The organism is Marinobacterium litorale DSM 23545 (assembly GCF_000428985.1).
Taxonomy (GTDB): Bacteria; Pseudomonadota; Gammaproteobacteria; order Pseudomonadales; family Balneatricaceae; genus Marinobacterium_D; species Marinobacterium_D litorale.
This window is the reverse complement of sequence record NZ_AUAZ01000004.1, coordinates 177,128-197,698: the sequence shown is the minus strand read 5'-3', so window position 1 is coordinate 197,698 and position 20,571 is coordinate 177,128. Positions and strand designations below refer to the sequence as shown.

Here is a 20,571-nt window from a genome sequence, read left to right as displayed (position 1 = left end):
GACTATTGATCGATGACGCCACAAATCTAAGGATAGCGCCAATGCCAATGATGGCCGCCAATACCGCCTCAACAAACCAGCGCGAACGTCTCTGGCAGATCGACTTTCTGGCCCGTTTTCGCGGCCAGGTGACACGACAGGATCTAGCGAGGCGGTTTGGTATTGCGCTGTCCAATGCTACCCGTGATTTCACCCTTTACCGCGAGTTGGCACCGGATAACCTGGATTACGATCATCAAGCCAAGGTTTACCGCAGGTCCCAGCGGTTTCAGCCGTTGTTTACCTACGACCGTGAGCACACTTTGCAGACGCTTACCCTGGGCCAGGCGACTGGGCTGGAGTCTTGCGAACAGCCGATCCTAGTTGATGCGGCTCCGATCCTTAACCAACCCAACCTCGATATTCTTTCGGTGCTTTCGTGCGCCGTTTATGCCGCCATGGCGGTAAGAATCCGTTATGTCTCGGTGAGCAGCGGGGAATCCGAACGTGAGATTGTCCCCCACAGCCTTGTTAATTCCGGCCTGCGTTGGCATGTGCGTGCCTACTGCCGCACTCATACTCAGTTCCGTGATTTTGTGCTGACACGCATTACCCAGGCGGAAGTTTCGAACACCGCCATTGAGCTAGCGGTAGAGAGTATCGAACAAGATGATGAGTGGAATCGGAGAGTGCCGGTGGAGCTGGCGCCGCATCCTGCTGCTAAATACAAACGTGCGATCGAGCTGGATTACGGATTGGCATCGGGTGATACCCTGAGGATGAACCTAAGAGCTGCCACAGCCGGATACCTTCTGCGCCGTTGGGGGGTCGATTGCAGCCTGAGCGCAGAGCTGTCGCCCAACGAGTACCAACTAGCATTGATGAATCCCACGGCAGTCGCTCAGCAGGCTAATCTTTCTATCGCCCCCGGCTTTTCGCAGGAGATAAATAAGCAATGACCTCGACCGAATCTCAACAAAAATTCGGTTTCAAGTTCGGCCGAAATGGCGCCCATTCCAGCCGCACTATGATGTTGGCCGAGATAACCGAGCTTTTCTATGGCCGGGGTGTGGAGGCAACCGCTGAACAGTATCAGGAGGATGTGGAACTCTTTAACATCCTTCATAAGCCGACTGAGAAAGCCCGCAAGCTAACATGGCGGCATTTGGTTGATCTGTACGGGATGAATACTGCTATTCCTCTATTCCGTGTCTTTCGGCGCCTCTGGGAGTCTGATGAGCAGGGGAGAGCATTGCTTGCCTGTCAGATGGGGCTGGCGCGAGATCCGTTGCTACGAGCCTCAATCAAGAAAATATTGGAGCTTGAGCTCGGGCAGTGGTTGCCGCGTGAAGAGATGGAACAGTTCTTCGCGGATAGCTATCCAGATCGCTATAGCCCCGCCACACTTAAATCCATCGCCCAGAACGTCAACGGTACCTGGACCAACGCTGGCTTCTTGCAGGGCCGAACCAAAAAGCATCGCATTGAGCCAGACATTCGCCCGGTGAACGTCACGTTTGCACTGTTCCTGGGTTACCTGCAGGGGCTAACCGGCAACCGCTTGTTCAATACCGAGTGGACCCGTGTTCTGGGGTGTCGCACCGAGCGTTTGCTGGAGCTAGCTCGCTCGGCCAGTCATAGCGGTTTGTTGCGCTTCAAGCACTCCAGCGAAGTGGTTGAAATCACCTTTCCCGATTGCCTAACCAAGGAAGAAGAGGCTTGGCTGTATGAGTAATAGAGCATGAGTAACCGACTGAACCGCCTGATCAAAAGCTACGCCAGCTATATCAGCATCCCCTGGATGACGGGACTCGCCGATGAGCAGAGGGTGTTGTTTGCCGTCTACCACAAGGAAGATGAACTCAAACTGCGGGCACGGGTGGAAGAGTTCCGTTTGGCCACCGAAAGTGCCGGGCATACCTGGCTGCAGCTGGATATCACCCGCCTGTTTCCGAACTGGATGGCGACACAGAAATATCGGGAAGACTATTTTGAAGACCCGGAAGACCTGGAGCCCAAGTACAAAACCTTTGTGCGCCAGTCGGTGGAAAAGCTGGCCGAACAAATTCAGGCCGAAGCAGACGAAAACACCCTGGTGACTCTGGTTGGCTGCGGCACCCTGTTTGGCTTCGCTTCAGTGTCGGATTTCGTCAAACAGCTGGCCGCTCACGTACCGGGCCGCTTGCTGGTGCTCTTTCCCGGTGAGTACATCGACAACGGCTACCGACTGCTGGATGCCCGCGATGGCTGGGGTTACCAGGCGACAGCGATTACCGCTGACAACTGATATCAAACAGCAGCACTGCAAACAACTGAAAGAACAGAACCACACCCGGCGACACCGGCGGGCGTGTATGAACAGATGGCTACACGACAAGGGAGCACGCACAGGATGCTGAACCGCGATATCTACCAACTGGACCCCCAGCAAAACCGGCTGGAAAACAACGGTGTCGCCGAAGTAAAGGACGACCAATCAGCACAGGCGCTCAAAACCCTGCGCTACGAGCTGCAAACCTTTGTCTGTGACGGCGAATATGAAGCCGGTCTCGACAAGATACTGTCGGCCTACCTGCGCAATCTGGGTGATGGCCATGAGCAGCCGGGCGTCTGGATCTCAGGCTTCTTTGGCTCCGGTAAATCCCACCTTGCCAAAATGCTGCGTGCGCTTTGGACCAACCAACCGTTTGGCGATGGTGTCAGCGCTCGCGATATTGCCGACCTGCCGCAAGAGATCAAAGATCACTTCAAAGAACTGAGCATCGCTGCCAGCCGCCACGGCGGTCTGCATGCCGCGTCCGGTACACTGGGGGCGGGTGCGAACAACAACGTGCGTCTGGCGCTACTGAATATCATCTTCAAGTCTGCCGGTCTGCCGGAGCAGTACCATCAGGCCCGCTTTGTCCTCTGGCTGAAGAAAGAGGGCATCCTGGAGCAGGTTAAGGCGCAGGTCGAAGCCGACGACGATGTCTGGGAAGACGAACTGGAAGATCTGTACGTGTCCCGCAGTATCGCCCGCGCGTTGATGCAGGCTGACGATACTCTGGCCAGTGATGTGAAAGAGATGCGCCAGTTGCTTAAAATGCAGTACCCGCAGGTCAACGATGTCACCAACCAGCAGATGGTCGATGCCATCTATGATGCCCTGGCGCAGAATGGCCAGTTCCCGCTGGCGCTTGTGGTACTCGATGAGGTACAACAGTACGTCGGTAACGATACCGACAAGGCGCACCAGGTTCAGGAAGTGGTGGAAACCTGCTGCAAGCACTCCATCTTCGAGAACAAGCTGCTGTTTGTCGCCACCGGTCAGAGTGCTCTCTCCGGTATGCCCAACCTGCAGCGCCTGCTGGGCCGTTTCCAGATCCCGATTCAGCTCTCCGATACCGATGTGGAATCGGTGATCCGCAAGGTGATCCTGCAGAAAAAGCCCTCGGCGCAATCCGAGTTGGATGCGGTGATCAAAACCAACCTGGGGGAGATCTCCCGCCAGCTGCGCGGCACCAAGATCGAACACCATCAGGATGATGAGCAGGTGATGCTGGCGGATTATCCGCTGCTGCCGGTACGCCGCCGTTTCTGGGAAAAGGTGCTGCGTATTGTCGATACCACCGGCACCGCCTCCCAGCTGCGTAACCAGCTGAAAGTGATCCACGAAGCGGCCCAGGCCACGGCCGATCAGCCGCTGGGCCATGTGGTACCGGCGGACTTTATCTACAACCAGATCACCGTCAACCTGCAGCAGACCGGTGTCATCTCCAAAGAGATCGCCGAGGCTATTGGCCGTTTGTCTGCCGGTGATGAGGATGAGCAGTTCAAATCCCGTATTCTGGCGCTGGTGCTGCTGATCGGTAAGCTGCCGACCGACCCCACCGCCGACTGCGGTGTGCGCGCCACCGCCGATATGCTGGCCGACCTGCTGATCGATGATCTGAACAGCGGTAAGGAAGCGATCCGCAACCGGGTGCCCAAACTGCTGCAGGCGCTGGCCGACGAGGGTCTGGTCATGCCGATGGAAACCAGCGTGGGTACCGAGTACCGCCTGCAGACCCAGGAAAGTGCCCAGTGGTACGACACCCTGCGTCAGGAAGAAGCCGACCTGCGCGGCAACCAGCAGCGCATTGAAAATATCCGTGTTGACCTGCTGCACAAGGAACTGCGCCAGCAGATCGCCCAGGTGCGCCTGACCCAGGGTAACTGCAAAGAGCCGCGCACCGTGCATGCCTGTTTCGATCCCGAGCTGCCCCGCGATGCCGCCGACAAAATTTACGCCTGGGTGCAGGATGGCTGGAGCGTTGATGAAAAACACTTCCTGGCCGATGCCCGCAGCCGTAACCCCGGTGAGCCGACCATTTTCATTCATGTTCCCGCCCGTAACCGCTCCGAGCTGAACAATGCCATCGTCACCGAACACGCGGCGCAAACCACCCTCGACAAGCGCGGTATGCCCAACACCGATGCCGGTAAAGACGCTCGCACCGCCATGGAAACCCGCCACCGCGACGCCCAGAAGCAGGTGAAAACCCTGCTGCGCGAAATCTTCGATGGCGTCCAGGTGTTGCAGGCCGGTGGTAACGAAGTGGAAGGCAACAGCATTGCCGAGCGCATTGAAACCGCTGCCCGCGCCTCTCTGGTGCGCCTCTACCGTGACTTTGACCAGGCCGACCATGCCGGTTGGGGCAAGGTGTTCGACCGTGCCGGTAAAGAAGGCGGTCAGAACGCTCTGGAAGCGGTGGGCTACAGTGACGAGCCGGAAAAACACCCGGTTTGTGCCGCCATTAAACGCTTTATCGGGGTCGCCAAAAAGGGTAGCGAGATTCGTGAGCACTTCCTGGCTGCGCCTTATGGCTGGCCGCAGGATGCCATCGACGGTGCCCTCTTTGTGCTGCTGGCCAGCGGCATTCTGCTGGCCGAAGATGCCCGCAGCAATCCGGTGGCGGTGACCAAACTGGAGCGCAAGCAGATCACCCAAACCAACTTCAAGCCGGAAAGCATCACCATCCGCCCGGTGGATCTGATCAAGATCCGTGGCCTGCTGACCGCCTCCGGTATTGAAAACCAGCCCGGCGAAGAAGCGGCCAAGCTGCCGCTGCTGGCGGAAAAGGGCCGTGAACTGGCACAGAAAGCCGGGGGCGAAGCACCGCTGCCCGCCAAGCCGGATACCAAGCTGTTTGATGAGCTGGCGCGTCAGTCCGGCAACACCCAGCTGAAATACGCCCTGGATGAGCAGGACGCCATCAAACAGGCGATCAAAGCCTGGGCCGAGACCGCCCAGCGCATTGAGGCCCGCCGCCCGGAATGGACGCAACTGCAGGAGCTGCTGGCGCTGAGCAAAGGTCTGGCTTTCCACGGCCCCATTCAGACCGAAGTGGAGGCCATTATCGACCAGCGCTCCCTGCTGGCCGAGCCCAACCCGGTGACCGGCCTGATTCAGCAGCTGGTGACCAAGCTGCGTGAAGCGATCCAGTTCCATGTTAAAGCCTACCTGAACCGCCATGCCGAGTGTCTGGCGCAACTGCAGGCCGACAGCCACTGGCAGCAGCTGGATGAGCCGCAACAGAACCAGATTCTGGCCAAGCGCAAACTGCTGACGCTGGATGAACCGGCAATCAACGATGCCGAAGCGGTGATCGACAGCCTCAACGACGTCAGCCTGGAGTTGTGGAGCGAACGCACCGACTCCCTGACCGGCAAGTTCGACAGCGCCCGCGTGGAAGCGGTGGAGCTGCTGCAGCCCAAGCTGCAACGGATCAGCCTGCCACGGACCACCTTTGAATCCGAAGCGGATCTGGAGGCCTGGTTGGAGCAGGTCAGACAGCAGGTACTCGATAAACTCAATGATGGCCCAGTGACTTTCTAAGGGTGACGTTCTGATGAATATGATCAATAACACCAGCAACAACACCAGCAACGCGCGTCAGCCACTGGATCGCACCCTGCGCAAAGCGCTGGAAACCACCGTGGGCAAAGCCCGAGAGGTGGCGGAACAGGCTGCTACTCAGGCTTTGACCCGCCTGAGCGTGGGTGATGCCAAACCCGCCGATTACCTGACCGATGCCCAGCGTAATCTGCGTAACCGCCTGCGTGCCCATGGCCGACAGCTGGGGGATATCAAGCAGGCCAGCGGCCAGCAGAGCATCCGCAAGCTGGTGGCCGAGGTCGCCTACGAACACTGGCACCGGATGCTGTTTGCCCGCTTTCTGGAGCAAAACCAGCTGCTGATGTACGACGAGCACACGCCACTGACCCTGGCCGAGTGTAACGAACTGGTGCAGGAGCCGGATATCGCCCGTGATGAGCTCGAAGCCCGCTGCACCACCGGCTGGGAGCTGGCTGGGGTGCTGGCTTCGAAAATGCTGCCGCAGATCTTCCGGATCGACTCCCCGGTGTTTGAGCTGGAGCTGGCACCGGAGCATCAGCGCACGCTGGAGAAATTGGTCACCGGCTTGGCCCCGGAGACCTTCCAGGCCCAGGACAGCCTGGGCTGGGTGTACCAGTTCTGGCAGAGCAAGCGCAAGGAGGAGGTGAACAAGTCCGAGGTGAAGATCGGTGCCGATGAACTGGCCCCGGTCACCCAGCTGTTTACCGAACCCTATATGGTCAGCTTTCTGCTGGATAACAGTTTGGGGGCCTGGTGGGCGGGCCAGCGCCTGTCTGAGGCGGATTTTTCAAACGCCCAGAGCGAGCAGGAACTGCGGGACAAAGCCGCCATCCCCGGTGTGTCGCTCAGCCATCTTCGTTTCGTTAAGGATGAAAATACCGGAACCTGGCAACCTGCCTCCGGCACTTTCGATAGCTGGCCGCAGCAACTGAGTGAGCTGAAAACCCTCGACCCCTGCTGTGGTTCTGGTCATTTCCTGGTGGCGGCATTTTTGATGCTAGTACCCATGCGTATGGAACTGGAACAGCTCACCGCGCAACTGGCGATCGACCGGGTACTGAGCGAAAACTTGCACGGGCTGGAGCTGGATCAGCGTTGTGTCGAGCTGGCCGCCTTTGCCGTGGCGCTGGAAGCCTGGCGCTTCCCGGATGCCGGTGGCTATCGCAGCCTGCCGGAGCTGCATCTGGCCTGTAGTGGCCTCTCCATTACCGCCGCCAAGGAGGAGTGGAAGGAACTGAGCCGCAAGGCGGGCAAGCAGAACCTGACTATCGCCCTGGACTGGATGTACCAGACCTTTAAAGATGCCCCCGTGTTAGGCAGCCTGATCAACCCTCGCCGCAGCAAGGCCGCGCAGATCGCCCAGTGGAGCGAACTGCAACAACTGTTGGGCGAAGCCCTCTCACAGGAAAAAGCCCAAGAGCAAACTGCTTCCGTAGCTAGTAGTTCTGAGCTGAATAGTCGTTTGGAGGCTGGCATAGTCGCGCAGGGTGTTTCCAAAGCGATGGAATTGCTGGTAGGGAAGTATCAATTAGTTGTAACTAATGTCCCATATCTCAAAGCCGGTGATCAATGCGCGACCCTGAAAGAATATTGTGAGGAATACTATCCAGATTCTAAGTATGCGTTGGAATCCACATTTACTGAGAGGTGTCATGAATTACTGAGTGCAGGCGGTTGCTGCGCTGTCGTTACTCAGCAGTACTGGTTGTTTCTCAAGTATTATGACCGCCTGCGAGAGAAATTCATTCGTACTAAGGGATTGGGCTTCATTGCTCGCTTAGGCCCGGGGGCTTTTGAAGAGATAGGTGGCGAGGTCGTCAACGTATGTCTGCAATTGACCTTTAATGAGTTCCAGCAAAGGCACTTTGGAATTGATGTAAGTGGGAGCCAAGGCTCCTTGGAAAAAGATAGTGCTTTGATAAGTGAAGGGATTGCTTCTGCGATCCAAGAAACACAACTGGAAAACCCTGATTTCAGAATTTCTTTTGAGATTGATGCCAGTTTCGGCAACTCTCTTTCGGACTATGCCGATTTCGGTAAGGGAAGTGTTTCTGGTGATGGCTTCAACTACCTACGAAAGTTCTGGGAGTTTGATGCGATAACAGCAGGGAAAAAGTACTGGCTGAATAGTCCTGAGCATAATGAGCTATTTTCTGGTCGGCAGGATCTAATTTTGTGGGGTGGGAATTTTGATCCGTCAACGGAAAGCGGATTTGCTTTTCGGGGGCAGAGAGTACATGGCAAGAAAGGAATAGCGATAGGGAAAGCAGGTACTTTCAGATTTACTCCGTTTACAGGGGAAATCTTTGATGACAATGTTGCTATCTTGAAGCCCAATTCTGAGTCGGATTTAGCAGCTCTCTGGTACTTTGCAACGTCAGGTATGCTTCAGCAGGAAGTGAAAAAACTTGATAAAAAAATGTCTGTAACGGCAGGGACCTTCACTAAGGTTCGTGTCGACATGGATGCTTTAAGAGAAAAATCTGAAGCAATTCTGCCACACGGATTACCTCAGCCCTACAGCAACGACCCCACCCAATGGATCTTCCACGGTCATCCCTGTGGTTCGGTAATCTGGGACGAAGATACCAAATGGACCGCCAAGGGCGAGCTGCGGGTTGATAACACCGTGTTGCAGGTAGCGGTGGCGCGTCTGCTGGGTTACCGCTGGCCCGCTGAACTCGACAAGGATATGGAACTGGCGGAAGAACAACGCGCCTGGGTGCTGCGCTGTCAGGACTTGGCAGACCATGTAGATGATGACGGTATCGTCTGCTTGCCACCAGTGCGCGGTGAACAGGCCGCCGACCAGCGTCTGGAAGCCCTGTTGCAGGACGCCTATGACACGGCGTGGACCACGCCGCTGAAAAACCGCCTGCTGGACACCGTCGGCAGCAAATCCCTCAGCCTCTGGTTGCGTGACAAGTTTTTCGAGCAGCACTGCAAGCTGTTCCAGAACCGCCCCTTTATCTGGCATGTGTGGGATGGCCTGAAAGACGGCTTCAGCGCCCTGGTCAACTACCACCAGCTGGACAAGGCCGGGCTGGAGCGCCTGGTCTACACCTACCTGGGCGACTGGATCCGCACCCAGCAAGCGGGTGTGGCCAACGGCGAAGACGGTGCCGATATCCGCTTGGCCGCAGCGGAAACCCTGAAAACCGAGCTGGAAAAGATCCTCGAAGGCGAAAAGCCCTACGATATCTTCGTGCGCTGGAAACCGCTGGCGGAACAATCCATCGGCTGGACCCCCGACCTCAACGACGGCGTGCGCCTCAATATCCGCCCCTTCCTGCTGGCCAAAGACCTGGGCAAAAAAGGCGCGGGCATCCTGCGTGCCAAACCTACCAGTATCAAATGGACCAAAGACCGCGGCAAAGATGTGCCCTCCGCCCCCTGGTACCACCTGGGCCTGGAGTACGACGGCAAAGAAGGCGACCGCATCAACGAGCATCATCTGAGCCTGGCTGAAAAGCGTGCCGCCAGTGACAAGGACAGTTAAGAATGATCAAGTCGGTTAATAACTACCCGGTATCCACCCTGCTCGATATCGAGAGCGGGGTGGTTTATGCCATTCCGCGTTATCAGCGTGAATACACCTGGGGACGCGCTCAGTGGGATGCACTGTTTGAAGACTTGTTGGATAACGAGCCTAATTACTTTTTGGGCTCCATTATCTGCATCAACCAGGCACAGGATGTGCTGGCGCTGCAGGAGCTGGAGCTGGTTGATGGTCAGCAACGCATGACCACGCTCTCTCTGTTGTTGGCGGCCATTTATCAGAGCATGCGTGTATTGCCTGATCTGACCATGGAGCAGCAGATTGAACTCTACAATCTGAAGCACAAGCTGGTACTGAAAAAACAACCCAGGCATCCACGCCTTGTGCCACAGGTACAGAATAACAATCAGCAGGATTTTTATACCGTCCTGGAGCAGGCTGGCATTCTAGAGGATATCGAGCCGGTACCTAATGCGGGTAATCGTCGTGTTTTACGCGCCTATCGTCACTTCCTGGCGCGTATTGAGCAGTACCTTGAAGAGCATGCTGATGCGGTAGAAGGGCTTCTGGCGTTACTGGAAAAGGTGAATACCGCCACCCTGGTGAAAATTGAGGTGGCAGGTCATTCCGATGCCTATACGCTGTTTGAGTCCCTCAACAACCGTGGCGTGCCGCTGACGGCGATTGATCTGATCAAAAACAAGCTGCTGGCGACCTTGGAGTCCAAAGACCCGGGCAGTATCGACACCCATTACAACCGTTGGAAGAAGGTGATGGATGCGCTGGGCGATGATTATGCGGTGCAGGAGCGCTTCTTCCGTCAGTATTACAATGCTTTCAAGCCGGATCTCAAAAGCGTCGTTTCAGTGCCGGTAGCGACTAAATCCAACCTGATGCAGATCTACGAGAAGCTGATCAGTCACGATGCCAAAGGCTTCTTGAACGATATGATCCGCATGTCTGCGCTTTACGCACAGATCATCGGTGTGAAAGAAGTACCCGAGCGCAGCAAACTATCACGTTTGCTGTTATCACTGGAGCGTATTCAGGGGGCTCCAGCCTACCTGTTACTGATGGTACTGTTTGATCTGCAGCAGGGCGATACCCGGAGTCTTGATGAAAAGAGCAAGCGAGCTTCGCTTGAGTTGACCGAAAACCACCTTGAAGAGGTGGTCGAGTTCCTGATTGCCTTTTTTGTGCGTCGTAATACCACTGACCTGCCGCCAACCCGAGATCTGACACGCATTTTCATGGATGTGGCAGAGGATATCCGCACTCTGAAAGGAGATGCAGTGGTCAGCCATATTCGCCAGGTGCTGACGGGCAAAAGTGCCTCCGATGAGCAGTTTGCCAAGAGCCTGCAAGGGCCGATTTATGAAGAAAACAAGGCGGTATGCCGCTTTGTTCTTTGTGCCCTTGAAGAAGCTCAGATGACCCGTGAAACCCAAGTGGATCTATGGGCTATTCAGGGCAAACAGTATGTTTGGACCATTGAGCACATTTTCCCCCAGGGTGAAAACATTCCCGAAAGCTGGGTGACGATGATTGCCGATGGTGATGCTGCAAAAGCGGAGCAGCACCGCCAGACTTATGCACATTGCCTGGGCAACCTCACCATCTCGGGTTACAACAGCTCTTTGGGCAATAAGAGCTTTGAAGAGAAGCGCGACCGAACTGATAAACAAGGGCGCAAGGTTGGCTATAACAATGGCCTTTATCTGAATCGAACTTTGGCAGAAGAAGACAGCTGGACTGTGGAGAAACTGGAGGCCAGAACTGGGGTGCTGGTTGATGAAGTACTGAAGACGTATCCTCTAAACTTAAAGATATCTTGATAAAGTGGCGATAGAGAAATGAGTGCGATCCGAACCCTGTCCATCAGCGGCTTCAAGTCTATTCGGAATATGGACAGGCTGTACTTGTCTGGGCTTAACGTTCTGATAGGTGCCAACGGTGCGGGTAAAAGTAACTTTGTATCCTATTTTCGGATGCTGTCTGAATTGGTGGAGGGGCGTCTACAGGTATGGGCCAGCAAGCAGGGTGGAGCGGATCGGATTCTGAGTTACGGGGTTAAGGAAACATCTAGCTTAAGTACGTTAGTACGTTTTGGTGATAATGAATATGAGCTGGTCTTGGAGCCCAATGCTGATGACGGCTTTACTTTTACTAAGGAGCGAATCTACTTCAAAGGGGGGCATTTCGGACCTACAGACAAGATCATTGGAACGGGGCACTCAGAGGCAAAGCTGAAAGAACGCTCAAAATCTGGCGTGGGGGCATCAGTTGCACAATTCTGCTACGACGCCATCTCCGGCTGGAAGGTCTATCACTTCCACGACACCAGTGACACAGCCGGTGTTAAACGCCTTTGTGCCGTGCATGATAACGATTTCCTTCGTATGGATGCCTCTAATCTGGCGGCATTTCTTTACCGACTCCAAAGTGAAGAGCCGGACGTTTACAGTCAAATCCGGAAAACGGTGCGCCTTGCGGTCCCTTTTTTCGATGACTTTGTTCTGAAACCCATTACTTTGCCCACTGATGAGCAACAGGTTCGTTTGCTTTGGAAACAGCAGGACAGTGACTATGCACTCTGGCCTAGTCAGTTGTCGGACGGCTCTATTCGCTTTATCTGTCTGGTTACTGCACTTATGCAGCCACGTCCTCCGTCCACCATCATTATCGATGAACCAGAACTGGGTCTTCATCCTTATGCAATCACACTTCTGGGCGCATTGGTTCGGTCGGCGGCCAAACGCACACAGGTCATCATTTCGACGCAGTCAGTACCGCTACTGAACGAGTTTGAAATAGACGATTTGGTCGTGGTGGAGCGTGAACAGGGTGCTTCGGTATTTAAGCGTCTGGATGAATCTGATTTTGAGCGTTGGCTTGAAGATTACACGGTTGGCGAGCTGTGGGAGAAGAACGTACTTGGCGGGAGGCCCTCACGATGATTCGGGTTCACGTGATTTGTGAGGGGCAAACCGAGGAAATGTTCGTAAATGAGCTGCTACAACCTACCTTTATGAGCAAAGGCATTTGGTTGGTTCCTGCTCTGGTAGGCAAGCCCGGCCATAAGGGCGGCAACTTCAAGTTTGAGCGTCTCAAGTCCGATGTGGAAAACCGCTTGCTTCAGGAGAGGAGTGCCTACTGCACCACATTCTTTGATTTCTATGGCCTTCCGCAGAGCTTTCCAGGAAAAAACGATGTGGACGACAATGCAGATGTAACGGAGAAATCCGCTGTATTGAAACTCAGGATGACAGAAGAGCTGACCCGGCTATTAGGTCAGGATGCCATGCGCCGTTTTATCCCGTATGTGCAGATGTATGAGTTTGAAGCGCTGCTGTTCAGTGATACTGATGCGTTGGCAAGAGGCGTAGACATGCCCCAGATTAGCCAGCAGCTCACCGCCATTAGTGAAGACTTTCCCAGTCCTGAACACATCAATAACAGCCCACATACAGCACCCAGCAAACGTATTGAACAGCTGATCTTCGGCTATGAAAAACCCTTGATGGGTAGTCTGGCTGCAATGGAGGTGGGGCTGAACGCGATGCGGGAAAAATGCGTTCTGTTCGATGGGTGGTTGAAAGAGCTGGAAGCTATCCCGAGTGCCGGAGGTTAACGGTGTTTAAAGAACTGAAATTAACGAATGTCGGCCCGGCCCCATCCATGACATTGGAGTTGGGCCAGCGCCTTAACCTGATCACAGGGGATAACGGCCTGGGAAAAAGCTTCCTGCTGGATATTGCCTGGTGGTCGATGACCCGCAAGTGGCCGTCTGAAATCAACCCCAAGATGACAGTGGGGAAAAAGGTTCAGCCCCAGCGCAAGGGTGATTCGTCTATCAGCTTCTCGTTCTCGGGCAAGGTTAAAGAGGTTAGCTACGAAAGCACGTATCAGCGACGGGAAGAAGCCTGGACAGGCAATGCCGGTCGTCCGGCGAACCCAGGGTTGGTGCTCTATGCCATGACCGATGGCAGCTTTGCCGTATGGGACCCGTCGCGCAACTATTGGCAGACCCGTAACGGCATGGATGTGCAGGAGCGGCGACCGGCCTATGTCTTTGCCCCCGATGAGGTATGGCATGGTCTTAAAGCTGAGGATGGCACCGTTTTATGTAATGGACTGGTTCAGGATTGGGCAACCTGGCAAAAAGAGAAAGGGGCTGCGTTCGAGCATCTGGTCAAGGTGCTGAAAGTGCTGTCGCCCTCTGATAAAGAGGAGTTGCAGCCGGGTGACCTGACACGCATCAGCCTGGATGAAGCCCGTGATATTCCGACGATCCGTATGCCCTATGGTCAGGACGTTCCGGTGATCCATGCGTCATCCGGTATCCGCCGTATTATCGCGCTGGCTTATTTCCTGGTTTGGGCCTGGGAAGAGCACCGTAAGGCTGCCGATTTGTTGCAGGAAGATCCCACGCATCAGGTGGTATTTCTGATCGATGAAGTGGAGTCGCACCTGCACCCAAGCTGGCAGCGCAGCATCATTCCGGCGCTGTTGTCTGTCATGGAGCAACTTACTCGACGTCCCGATGTGCAGTTGATTACCGCTACCCATTCGCCGTTGATCATGGCATCCGTCGAGCCGGTTTTCGATCCTGCACAGGATGCCTGGTTTGATCTGGACCTTGAGCAGGGAGAGGTGAAACTGCGACAGCGTGACTTTGAGCCGATGGGAGATGCTTCAAACTGGCTTACCAGTGAAGCCTTTGATTTGGAAAGTTCCGGCTCGCTTGCTAATGAGCGACTGATTAAGGAAGCATCCGAGCTACTTGAAAAAGATACGATCCCCAAAACCGAATTTCAGGAGATGAATACCAGGCTTGTTAGGGCATTGAATCCGGCTGATGATTTCTTGTTCAACTGGCGCTACATCTGTAAGTCCAAAGGACTGATGTGATGATTCCAGTTAAATTACAGCCAGAGCCAGAGAGCTTTGACGAGGAGGTACGTCAGCCTGGGCTTGCCTGGTTGGATAAAAAAGGGATCGATTTACAGAGCGCTCCACCCGAACCGAGTAAACTTCCGGCGTACTGGCAAAAGACCAACGAGCAGCTGTGGGAAGCCTACTCAGGCGTCTGTGCCTACCTGGCTATCTATTTCGAGTGGGTATCAGGCGCATCATCCACGGACCATTTCATACCCAAGTCGGCCCTCGCGGGTGATGCTTACGAGTGGTCCAACTATCGTTTGTCCTGTTTGGGGCCAAATCGCTCCAAGAACGCATTCACCGATCTACTTGATCCTTTTGAGATACAGCCAGATACATTTGTTTTGAACCTGGCAAGTGGTGCTATAAAGCCTAATCCGGAACTGGATAATGCCGTGGCAGAGGTCGCTGCGACGACAATCTCGCGTTTGAATCTCGATAGTGAACAGCACCGAAAAATGAGAAGTAGGGCTTTTACCCGTTACCTTCGCAGAAAAGATGAAGAAAGTCTGAAAGAGCTATCACCCTTCGTTTGGTACGAAGCGAACCGCCAGGGACTGCTATGAAACTGATTGACCTTCTGGCCGAGGAAGTCCGTGCCAGCGCCGCCTATAACTCCAATATCCAGATGGCACCGAGCGTTATTCTCTGGACGGATAAACAACGTCAGTGGGAATCCGCCTTGCCGCTGCTGCAAGCCGCCATGCCGGAGTTGGTGGTGCTGGGCGGCTATGCCCCTGAGCAGAAGCGCGGACCGGCCATCTGGATCAAGTGTGTGATCGAAGGCGTGTTGCCAGAGGTGCAGCTGCCACAGGATCGTACCCCGATTCTGTATTTGCCGGGTGTAGAGCGCCGCGACTTGCGTGCCATTGCCGATTGCCCCGATGTGCTCAAGCCCTTGGCAGAGCTGCAGTATCGCGGCTGTTGGTGGATCTACAACAACACCGGCCGTGACTGGACGGTCAATGCATTCCTGATATCGGCCAATGGCGGTGCCGGTCTGGATGTGGCTAAGGATGAAAAGTCACAACAGTCAATGTTGCGGGTGCTCACCGAAATACTGGAAAGCGAACGAGACGAGCTGGCCAACCGCCGCCTGGAAGCGCCGGACTTCAATAAGCTGGTGTCCAGTGATCCGGTGCGTGACCTGCTTAGCTGGATGAATGACAGTAAAGTATGCCGTGAACGCTGGGATGCGCCCCGTTGGCAGGCCCTGGTGGGCATCTGCGAGACTGAATATCACTTCAGCCCGGAACGTGACGGCGATCTGACGGCGGCGGAGTTGTTGTGTCAGCGCCAGGGTGTCTGGGAGAGCGTTTGGCAGCGTTATGTTGAGTCCTGTCATCACTACCCCAATTTGCCAGACCTGCTGTTGAAGGTGCAGCCCGATCTGGCTGCTGATGGTGCTAGCTACCCGGTGATTAATGCCGATGATGAACAGCGTCTTGAGCAGGATTTGAACCAGCTGTTGTCACTGGACCCTGTTCAAGCACGCCAACAGTTGCTGCAACTTGAGCGGCGTCATGCCGAACGTCGTACCTGGATCTGGTCACAGTTGGGACGCGCGCCTCTGGCGTGCGTGATGGAGTTTCTTAGCCAAGTTGCCGAGCACACCCAGCAGGTGTTTTCCGGAATTGATGCTGAAGAGATGGCAGAGCTTTATCGCCAGCAGTATTGGCGGGTGGATGATCTGGCGCTCAGAGCCTTGGCTTATCCACTGTCTAATGGTCAGCAGGCGCTGGTGCAACAACTGCTGGCGCTGATCTACACCCCCTGGCTGGATGAAATCACCCGCAATTTCCAGGCCCTTGTGAAATCAAAAGGGTACCCAGGGAGTGATCAGGTAAACGAGGCAACTGCTGATTATTCCGTGGGTGGTGAAGTGGTCTTCTTTGTGGATGGCCTGCGCTATGACATCGCTCAGCGACTACAGCAGATGCTGGCATCTAAAGCCGATGTAAAGCTGTCGTTCAATTGGGCGGCCTTACCATCGGTCACAGCTACCGCCAAGGCCGCTGTGACCCCTGTCCATGACAAGCTGACAGGACGGGTGTCCGACCGGGATTTTGAACCCAGCTTGTTGGATGAAGATAAGGATTTTTCGGCCTATTACCTGAAGAAGTATTTGAAGGAAAAAGGCTGGATGTATTTGGAAGAGGGTGAATCCGGTGATCCATCCGGCAATGCCTGGGTACAGAGTGGCGATATCGACAAGGAGGGCCACGTCAAGGGCCTGAAGCTGGCAGCTCGCATTGATACCCTCCTGGAAGAAGTAGTCGAGCGTGTGGATGAGCTCCTGGCCACTGGTTGGCGCAAGATCAGGATTGTGACCGATCATGGCTGGATACTCACACCGGGCGCCATGTCCAAGGTGGATCTTACCAAACACCTGACCGATACCCGCTGGGGCCGTTGTGCAGTGATCAAGGATGCGTTGGATACAGGGTATCTGCAGCTGGGTTGGTACTGGAACAAGAATGTCAGCATTGCCATGGCACCGGGCATCAGCAGCTTCAAGGCGGGCCAGCATTATGACCATGGCGGTTTGAGTTTGCAGGAGTGCTTAACTCCCATTATCGAAATCAGTAGTAACCAGCAGCAAGCTCAGTCTGGGCCGAGTGTGAATGCGACCCTGTCTGATCTGCGTTGGTTGGGGTTAACCTGCAAGGTCCAGGCAGAAACGGATGCTGATGGCGTGGTGGCGGTGCTGAGAACGCATGCAGCGGAGGCGGACTCTGAAATCTGCAAGCGCAAACCCCTCAAGGGCGGTAAGTGCAGCCTGATGGTGGATGATGACTTTGAAGGCATGACAGCGGTACTGGTGCTGTTGGATGAAAGTGGCAATGTGCTAGCGAAAAAGCCGACTCTGGTTGGTGACGAATAAGGTTAGGAGAGAAATACGTGGAACTGGATATGCTGGATAACAAGGCCGCTGATGTTTTTGAAGGCTATATCGTACGCAAGGATCTGGTACGGACCTTCGCACGCCAGTTTCCGGTACCAACCTATGTGGTCGAGTTTATGTTGGGAAGGTACTGCGCATCCACCGATCCTGACGAAATCGATGAGGGACTGGAGATCGTTCAGCGCCAGCTGGCATCCCGCACGGTACGCGCTGGCGAAGAAGAGTTGTTCAAGGCTCGAGCGTACAAGGATGGACGCGCCAAGCTGATCGATATTGTCAGCGTCCGTTTTGTTGAGAAAGAGGGCGGTTACCTTGCATCCTTGCCCAGCCTTAACCTTAATCGTGTGCGCATTGCAGACAAGATTGTTGATGACAACGAACGCCTCCTGACGGGAGGCTTCTATGCCGAAGTGACGCTCGAATATGACCCGGTCATTGCAGAAGAAAAGGGTAATGCATTCGGGATTGCTGATTTACGTCCGATCCAAATGTCCAAGAGAAATGTGCTGGATGTGATGTCCGAAGCACGTGGACGATTCAGTAGCGAAGAGTGGCGTGACTTTCTAGTTCGCTCAATTGGTTTGGAGCCCCAAGCTTTATCTGATCGGGCTAAGGATTCCATTCTGTTGCGTATGGTGCCCTTCGTCGAGCGCAACTATAACCTGGTAGAACTGGGTCCTCGTGGTACTGGTAAAAGTCACCTTTTTCAGCAGGTTTCCCCCTATGCCCACCTGATATCAGGGGGGAAGGCCACGATTGCCAAGATGTTCGTCAACAATGCCTCTGGGCAGCGAGGTCTTGTCTGTCAGTACGATGTTGTCTGTTTCGATGAAGTCAGTGGTATCTCCTTTGATACAAAAGAGGGGATCAACATCATGAAAGGCTACATGGAGTCCGGTGAGTTCAGTCGCGGTAAGGAGAGTATCCGCGCTGATGGCTCCATGGTTTTTGTGGGTAACTTCGATGTGGATGTGGAGCACCAACAGCGCGTGGGGCATCTGTTCGGCCCTCTCCCCCAGGAGATGCGTGATGATACCGCCTGGATGGATCGTATCCATTGTTATCTGCCAGGCTGGGACGTACCCAAGATGAGTAAGGAACTGACCACCGATCACTTTGGCCTAGTCAGCGACTTCTTTTCGGAGTGCATGAGCCGCCTGCGTTTTCAGAGCCGAGTTGCTGCTATGCAGAACCGTGTCCATTTGGGGGGAGCATTGAGCGGTCGTGATACCAACGCCGTGAACAAGACTGTCTCCGGGCTGCTCAAGCTTATGTATCCAGATTCTGAAATGGATATATCAGATGATGATCTGGAGTGGGCTACGCGTTTGTCGTTAGAAGTTCGTCGCCGTGTGAAAGAACAGCAGAAGCGAGTGGGGGCTGCCGAGTTTCGTAATACCCACTTTAGCTACTTTATCGGTGATGACGGAGTCGAGAAGTTTGTCGCGACGCCGGAGCTCCGGGCGGATAACGAGATCGGTGACGATCCATTGGAACCGGGTCAGATATGGACCATCAGCGAAGGTGGTTCAGATATTGATGACAACGCTGGTCTTTACCGAATAGAAGTGAATGAAGGACCGGGCTCCGGAGTCAAAATACTCAATAACCCCGCTCCGCCCGCCTTCAAAGAATCGATGCGTTATGCAGAGCAGAATCTATACGCCAGGGCTGCTCAGCTAATTGGCGATCGTGACCCGCGCTCCCATGAGTTCAGTGTTCAGCTTAGGGCGTTTGATGCAGCCAAGAAGGGCTCGAAGCTTGGTGTGGCTGCTTTGGTTGCTATGTGCAGTAGTATGCTAAAGAAGTCTGTAAAGGGGGGCCTGATCGTTATTGGTGAGATTAACCTGGGTGGTTCAATCGAACCTGTAAATAGCGCTGTAAATATCGCTGAGTTGGCTGTGGAAAAAGGAGCTAGCGCTCTACTGATGCCAGTAGCTGCCCGCCGTCAGCTTTATGATTTGTCAGATGACATGGCAACAAAGGTCGATATTCAGTTTTATCAAGATGCGAGAGATGCGCTATTAAAAGCCCTGGCAGAGTAGAGCTGCAATATGAGAACAGGTGGCATAGGGAAATGGCGAGTGACAAAGAAAAAACGATACTTCAAGAGCTGCGTGACGAAGTCACCCCGCACCTGACTAGCTTGGAGTCGCTGCGGGTTTGGTTACGTAGGCGTGGTATTGATGCCGAGGAAGCGGTCGATTCTATTGTCGATCAGATAAACCAATTCCTGAACGATACTGTCGAGAGCGAGAAGATTCGAAGTGAACGGAGTCTACGCAAAAAAGAAGCCCGAGACGACGGTGAACATACAGCTCCACCTCTGAAGCGCAAAAGAAAGAAGAGAAAGCGTCAACAGTTGCCAACTCAATTCAAGTCGGTCGATCTGACACGAAGGCCGCGAAAATTGTTGGGTCCCGTGAAATGTGAAGGTGGCTGTAATGCCACCCACTATGAGACTTGGCAGTATTTTTTGATTGATGGTGGGGTTCGCAATTACTGCCGTTACTGCAGGGGGAGGTTACTTGATTATATCCATGGTCGACAGGATCTCCTTGATTTTTCGGTCCAAGGTGGAGGTGCCAGCGGTAACAGAAAGAGGTAGCGACACGTTGTGTCATTCTGTCTTTTCAAGGAGAGGGTATGGGTAGAAACGGTGGAACACAAATGTACTGCCCTAGTTGCGGGGAAATCGAAACCTGTCGTGCGATCGGATTGAGAGATCTTGGTGAAGAATCTGGTCAGCGTTGGTACCGGACTGATCATCAAGATGTTCACTGGTTCCGAAGGGGGCGCGAATGTCTTTCCTGTGGGCATACCTTCCTTACCGCTGAAATGAACGAACAGTTCTTGGATGAGCTCATAGAGCTCAGAGATGCATTGGTCGACATTAAAAAGAACGCGGAAACTTATACGGCGGAGGCCAATAAGGCGTCATCGTCGCTCAATGATCTGACAAAGTCGTTAAGTGTTCTGAAAGCTTTGAAAATATACAGGGACTCATGACTGCACAGACGGTACTCAGTGAGTCGAAATGCCTACGGATCACGACATATTTTTCGGGGGAATACCGTCGAACCAAAAAGTTATGGCAGCGACGTATAGCTGAAGAAGGTTCCTAGATAATCGGTATTCCAAACATATGGTGCGAGTATAAATGCTTGTTTTGTAATTTATAATCTATATTTTTGCAATGATATTAGATGATTTCTTATGAACTGTATCGATATTTTTGCTCCTTCAAATTAAGTGAACGCTGTAAATTTATGTGAGTGAAAAATTATCGTTTTTCTATGTGGGTCCTGTCTGGTTAAAGCGAGTATTTATTATATTTTTATGAGTTTAATAGATTGGACTTTTATTTTA

The 20,571-nt window shown here is 54.0% G+C and carries 14 protein-coding genes; all 14 read left to right on the top strand.

The window, feature by feature from the left end; translation table 11 throughout:
* Nucleotides 1–41 precede the first annotated feature (41 nt).
* The 14 genes from G403_RS22280 (at nt 42) to G403_RS0105335 (ending at nt 20,211) form a co-directional block, all read left to right on the top strand.
* Entirely contained in the window at nt 42–938 is an 897-nt protein-coding gene (locus G403_RS22280) for a helix-turn-helix transcriptional regulator (RefSeq protein ID WP_051298573.1), read from the top strand.
* A complete protein-coding gene (locus G403_RS0105395; RefSeq protein WP_027853091.1) occupies nt 935–1,714 on the top strand; it encodes a hypothetical protein in 780 nt (259 codons plus the stop codon). Before G403_RS22280 ends, G403_RS0105395 begins: the two co-directional genes overlap by 4 nt.
* A 6-nt stretch (nt 1,715–1,720) precedes the next feature.
* Nucleotides 1,721–2,266, top strand: coding sequence for a BREX protein BrxB domain-containing protein (locus G403_RS0105390; protein ID WP_027853090.1), 546 nt, complete (start codon nt 1,721–1,723; stop codon nt 2,264–2,266).
* A gap of 105 nt (nt 2,267–2,371) precedes the next feature.
* Complete coding sequence (gene brxC / locus G403_RS0105385) at nt 2,372–5,836, top strand: BREX system P-loop protein BrxC (protein ID WP_027853089.1); 3,465 nt, start codon at nt 2,372–2,374, stop codon at nt 5,834–5,836.
* A gap of 13 nt (nt 5,837–5,849) precedes the next feature.
* Nucleotides 5,850–9,356, top strand: coding sequence for an Eco57I restriction-modification methylase domain-containing protein (locus G403_RS0105380; protein ID WP_211232648.1), 3,507 nt, complete (start codon nt 5,850–5,852; stop codon nt 9,354–9,356).
* A 2-nt stretch (nt 9,357–9,358) separates the two neighbouring features.
* On the top strand, nt 9,359–11,191 hold the full coding sequence (locus G403_RS0105375; protein WP_027853087.1) for a DUF262 domain-containing protein: 1,833 nt from the start codon (nt 9,359–9,361) through the stop codon (nt 11,189–11,191).
* Between the two features lie 18 nt (nt 11,192–11,209).
* Nucleotides 11,210–12,313, top strand: a complete 1,104-nt coding sequence (locus tag G403_RS0105370) for an AAA family ATPase (RefSeq protein ID WP_027853086.1) — start codon at nt 11,210–11,212, stop codon at nt 12,311–12,313.
* Nucleotides 12,310–12,987, top strand: a complete 678-nt coding sequence (locus G403_RS0105365) for a DUF4276 family protein (protein WP_027853085.1) — start codon at nt 12,310–12,312, stop codon at nt 12,985–12,987. Before G403_RS0105370 ends, G403_RS0105365 begins: the two co-directional genes overlap by 4 nt.
* Nucleotides 12,988–12,989: 2 nt before the next feature.
* Entirely contained in the window at nt 12,990–14,267 is a 1,278-nt protein-coding gene (locus G403_RS0105360; protein ID WP_027853084.1) for an AAA family ATPase, read from the top strand.
* A complete protein-coding gene (locus G403_RS0105355) occupies nt 14,267–14,863 on the top strand; it encodes an HNH endonuclease family protein (RefSeq protein ID WP_027853083.1) in 597 nt (198 codons plus the stop codon). Before G403_RS0105360 ends, G403_RS0105355 begins: the two co-directional genes overlap by 1 nt.
* On the top strand, nt 14,860–17,181 hold the full coding sequence (gene pglZ, locus G403_RS0105350; protein ID WP_027853082.1) for a BREX-1 system phosphatase PglZ type B: 2,322 nt from the start codon (nt 14,860–14,862) through the stop codon (nt 17,179–17,181). The genes G403_RS0105355 and pglZ overlap by 4 nt, the downstream gene beginning before the upstream one ends.
* Nucleotides 17,182–17,198: 17 nt before the next feature.
* Entirely contained in the window at nt 17,199–19,247 is a 2,049-nt protein-coding gene (gene brxL, locus G403_RS0105345) for a protease Lon-related BREX system protein BrxL (RefSeq protein ID WP_027853081.1), read from the top strand.
* A 32-nt stretch (nt 19,248–19,279) separates the two neighbouring features.
* On the top strand, nt 19,280–19,810 hold the full coding sequence (locus tag G403_RS0105340; RefSeq protein WP_027853080.1) for a hypothetical protein: 531 nt from the start codon (nt 19,280–19,282) through the stop codon (nt 19,808–19,810).
* A 38-nt stretch (nt 19,811–19,848) separates the two neighbouring features.
* Complete coding sequence (locus G403_RS0105335; RefSeq protein WP_027853079.1) at nt 19,849–20,211, top strand: hypothetical protein; 363 nt, start codon at nt 19,849–19,851, stop codon at nt 20,209–20,211.
* Nucleotides 20,212–20,571: the final 360 nt, after the last annotated feature.

Bases quoted from the DNA above. Each gene is read 5' to 3' on its own strand.
- G403_RS0105395 (WP_027853091.1), top strand. From the start codon at position 935: ATGACCTCGACCGAATCTCAACAAAAATTCGGTTTCAAGTTCGGCCGA.
- G403_RS0105375 (WP_027853087.1), top strand. From the start codon at position 9,359: ATGATCAAGTCGGTTAATAACTACCCGGTATCCACCCTGCTCGATATC.
- brxC (WP_027853089.1), top strand. From the start codon at position 2,372: ATGCTGAACCGCGATATCTACCAACTGGACCCCCAGCAAAACCGGCTG.
- G403_RS0105390 (WP_027853090.1), top strand. From the start codon at position 1,721: ATGAGTAACCGACTGAACCGCCTGATCAAAAGCTACGCCAGCTATATC.
- G403_RS0105335 (WP_027853079.1), top strand. From the start codon at position 19,849: ATGGGTAGAAACGGTGGAACACAAATGTACTGCCCTAGTTGCGGGGAA.
- pglZ (WP_027853082.1), top strand. From the start codon at position 14,860: ATGAAACTGATTGACCTTCTGGCCGAGGAAGTCCGTGCCAGCGCCGCC.
- G403_RS0105380 (WP_211232648.1), top strand. From the start codon at position 5,850: ATGAATATGATCAATAACACCAGCAACAACACCAGCAACGCGCGTCAG.
- G403_RS0105340 (WP_027853080.1), top strand. From the start codon at position 19,280: ATGGCGAGTGACAAAGAAAAAACGATACTTCAAGAGCTGCGTGACGAA.
- G403_RS0105370 (WP_027853086.1), top strand. From the start codon at position 11,210: ATGAGTGCGATCCGAACCCTGTCCATCAGCGGCTTCAAGTCTATTCGG.
- G403_RS0105355 (WP_027853083.1), top strand. From the start codon at position 14,267: ATGATTCCAGTTAAATTACAGCCAGAGCCAGAGAGCTTTGACGAGGAG.
- G403_RS0105365 (WP_027853085.1), top strand. From the start codon at position 12,310: ATGATTCGGGTTCACGTGATTTGTGAGGGGCAAACCGAGGAAATGTTC.
- G403_RS22280 (WP_051298573.1), top strand. From the start codon at position 42: ATGCCAATGATGGCCGCCAATACCGCCTCAACAAACCAGCGCGAACGT.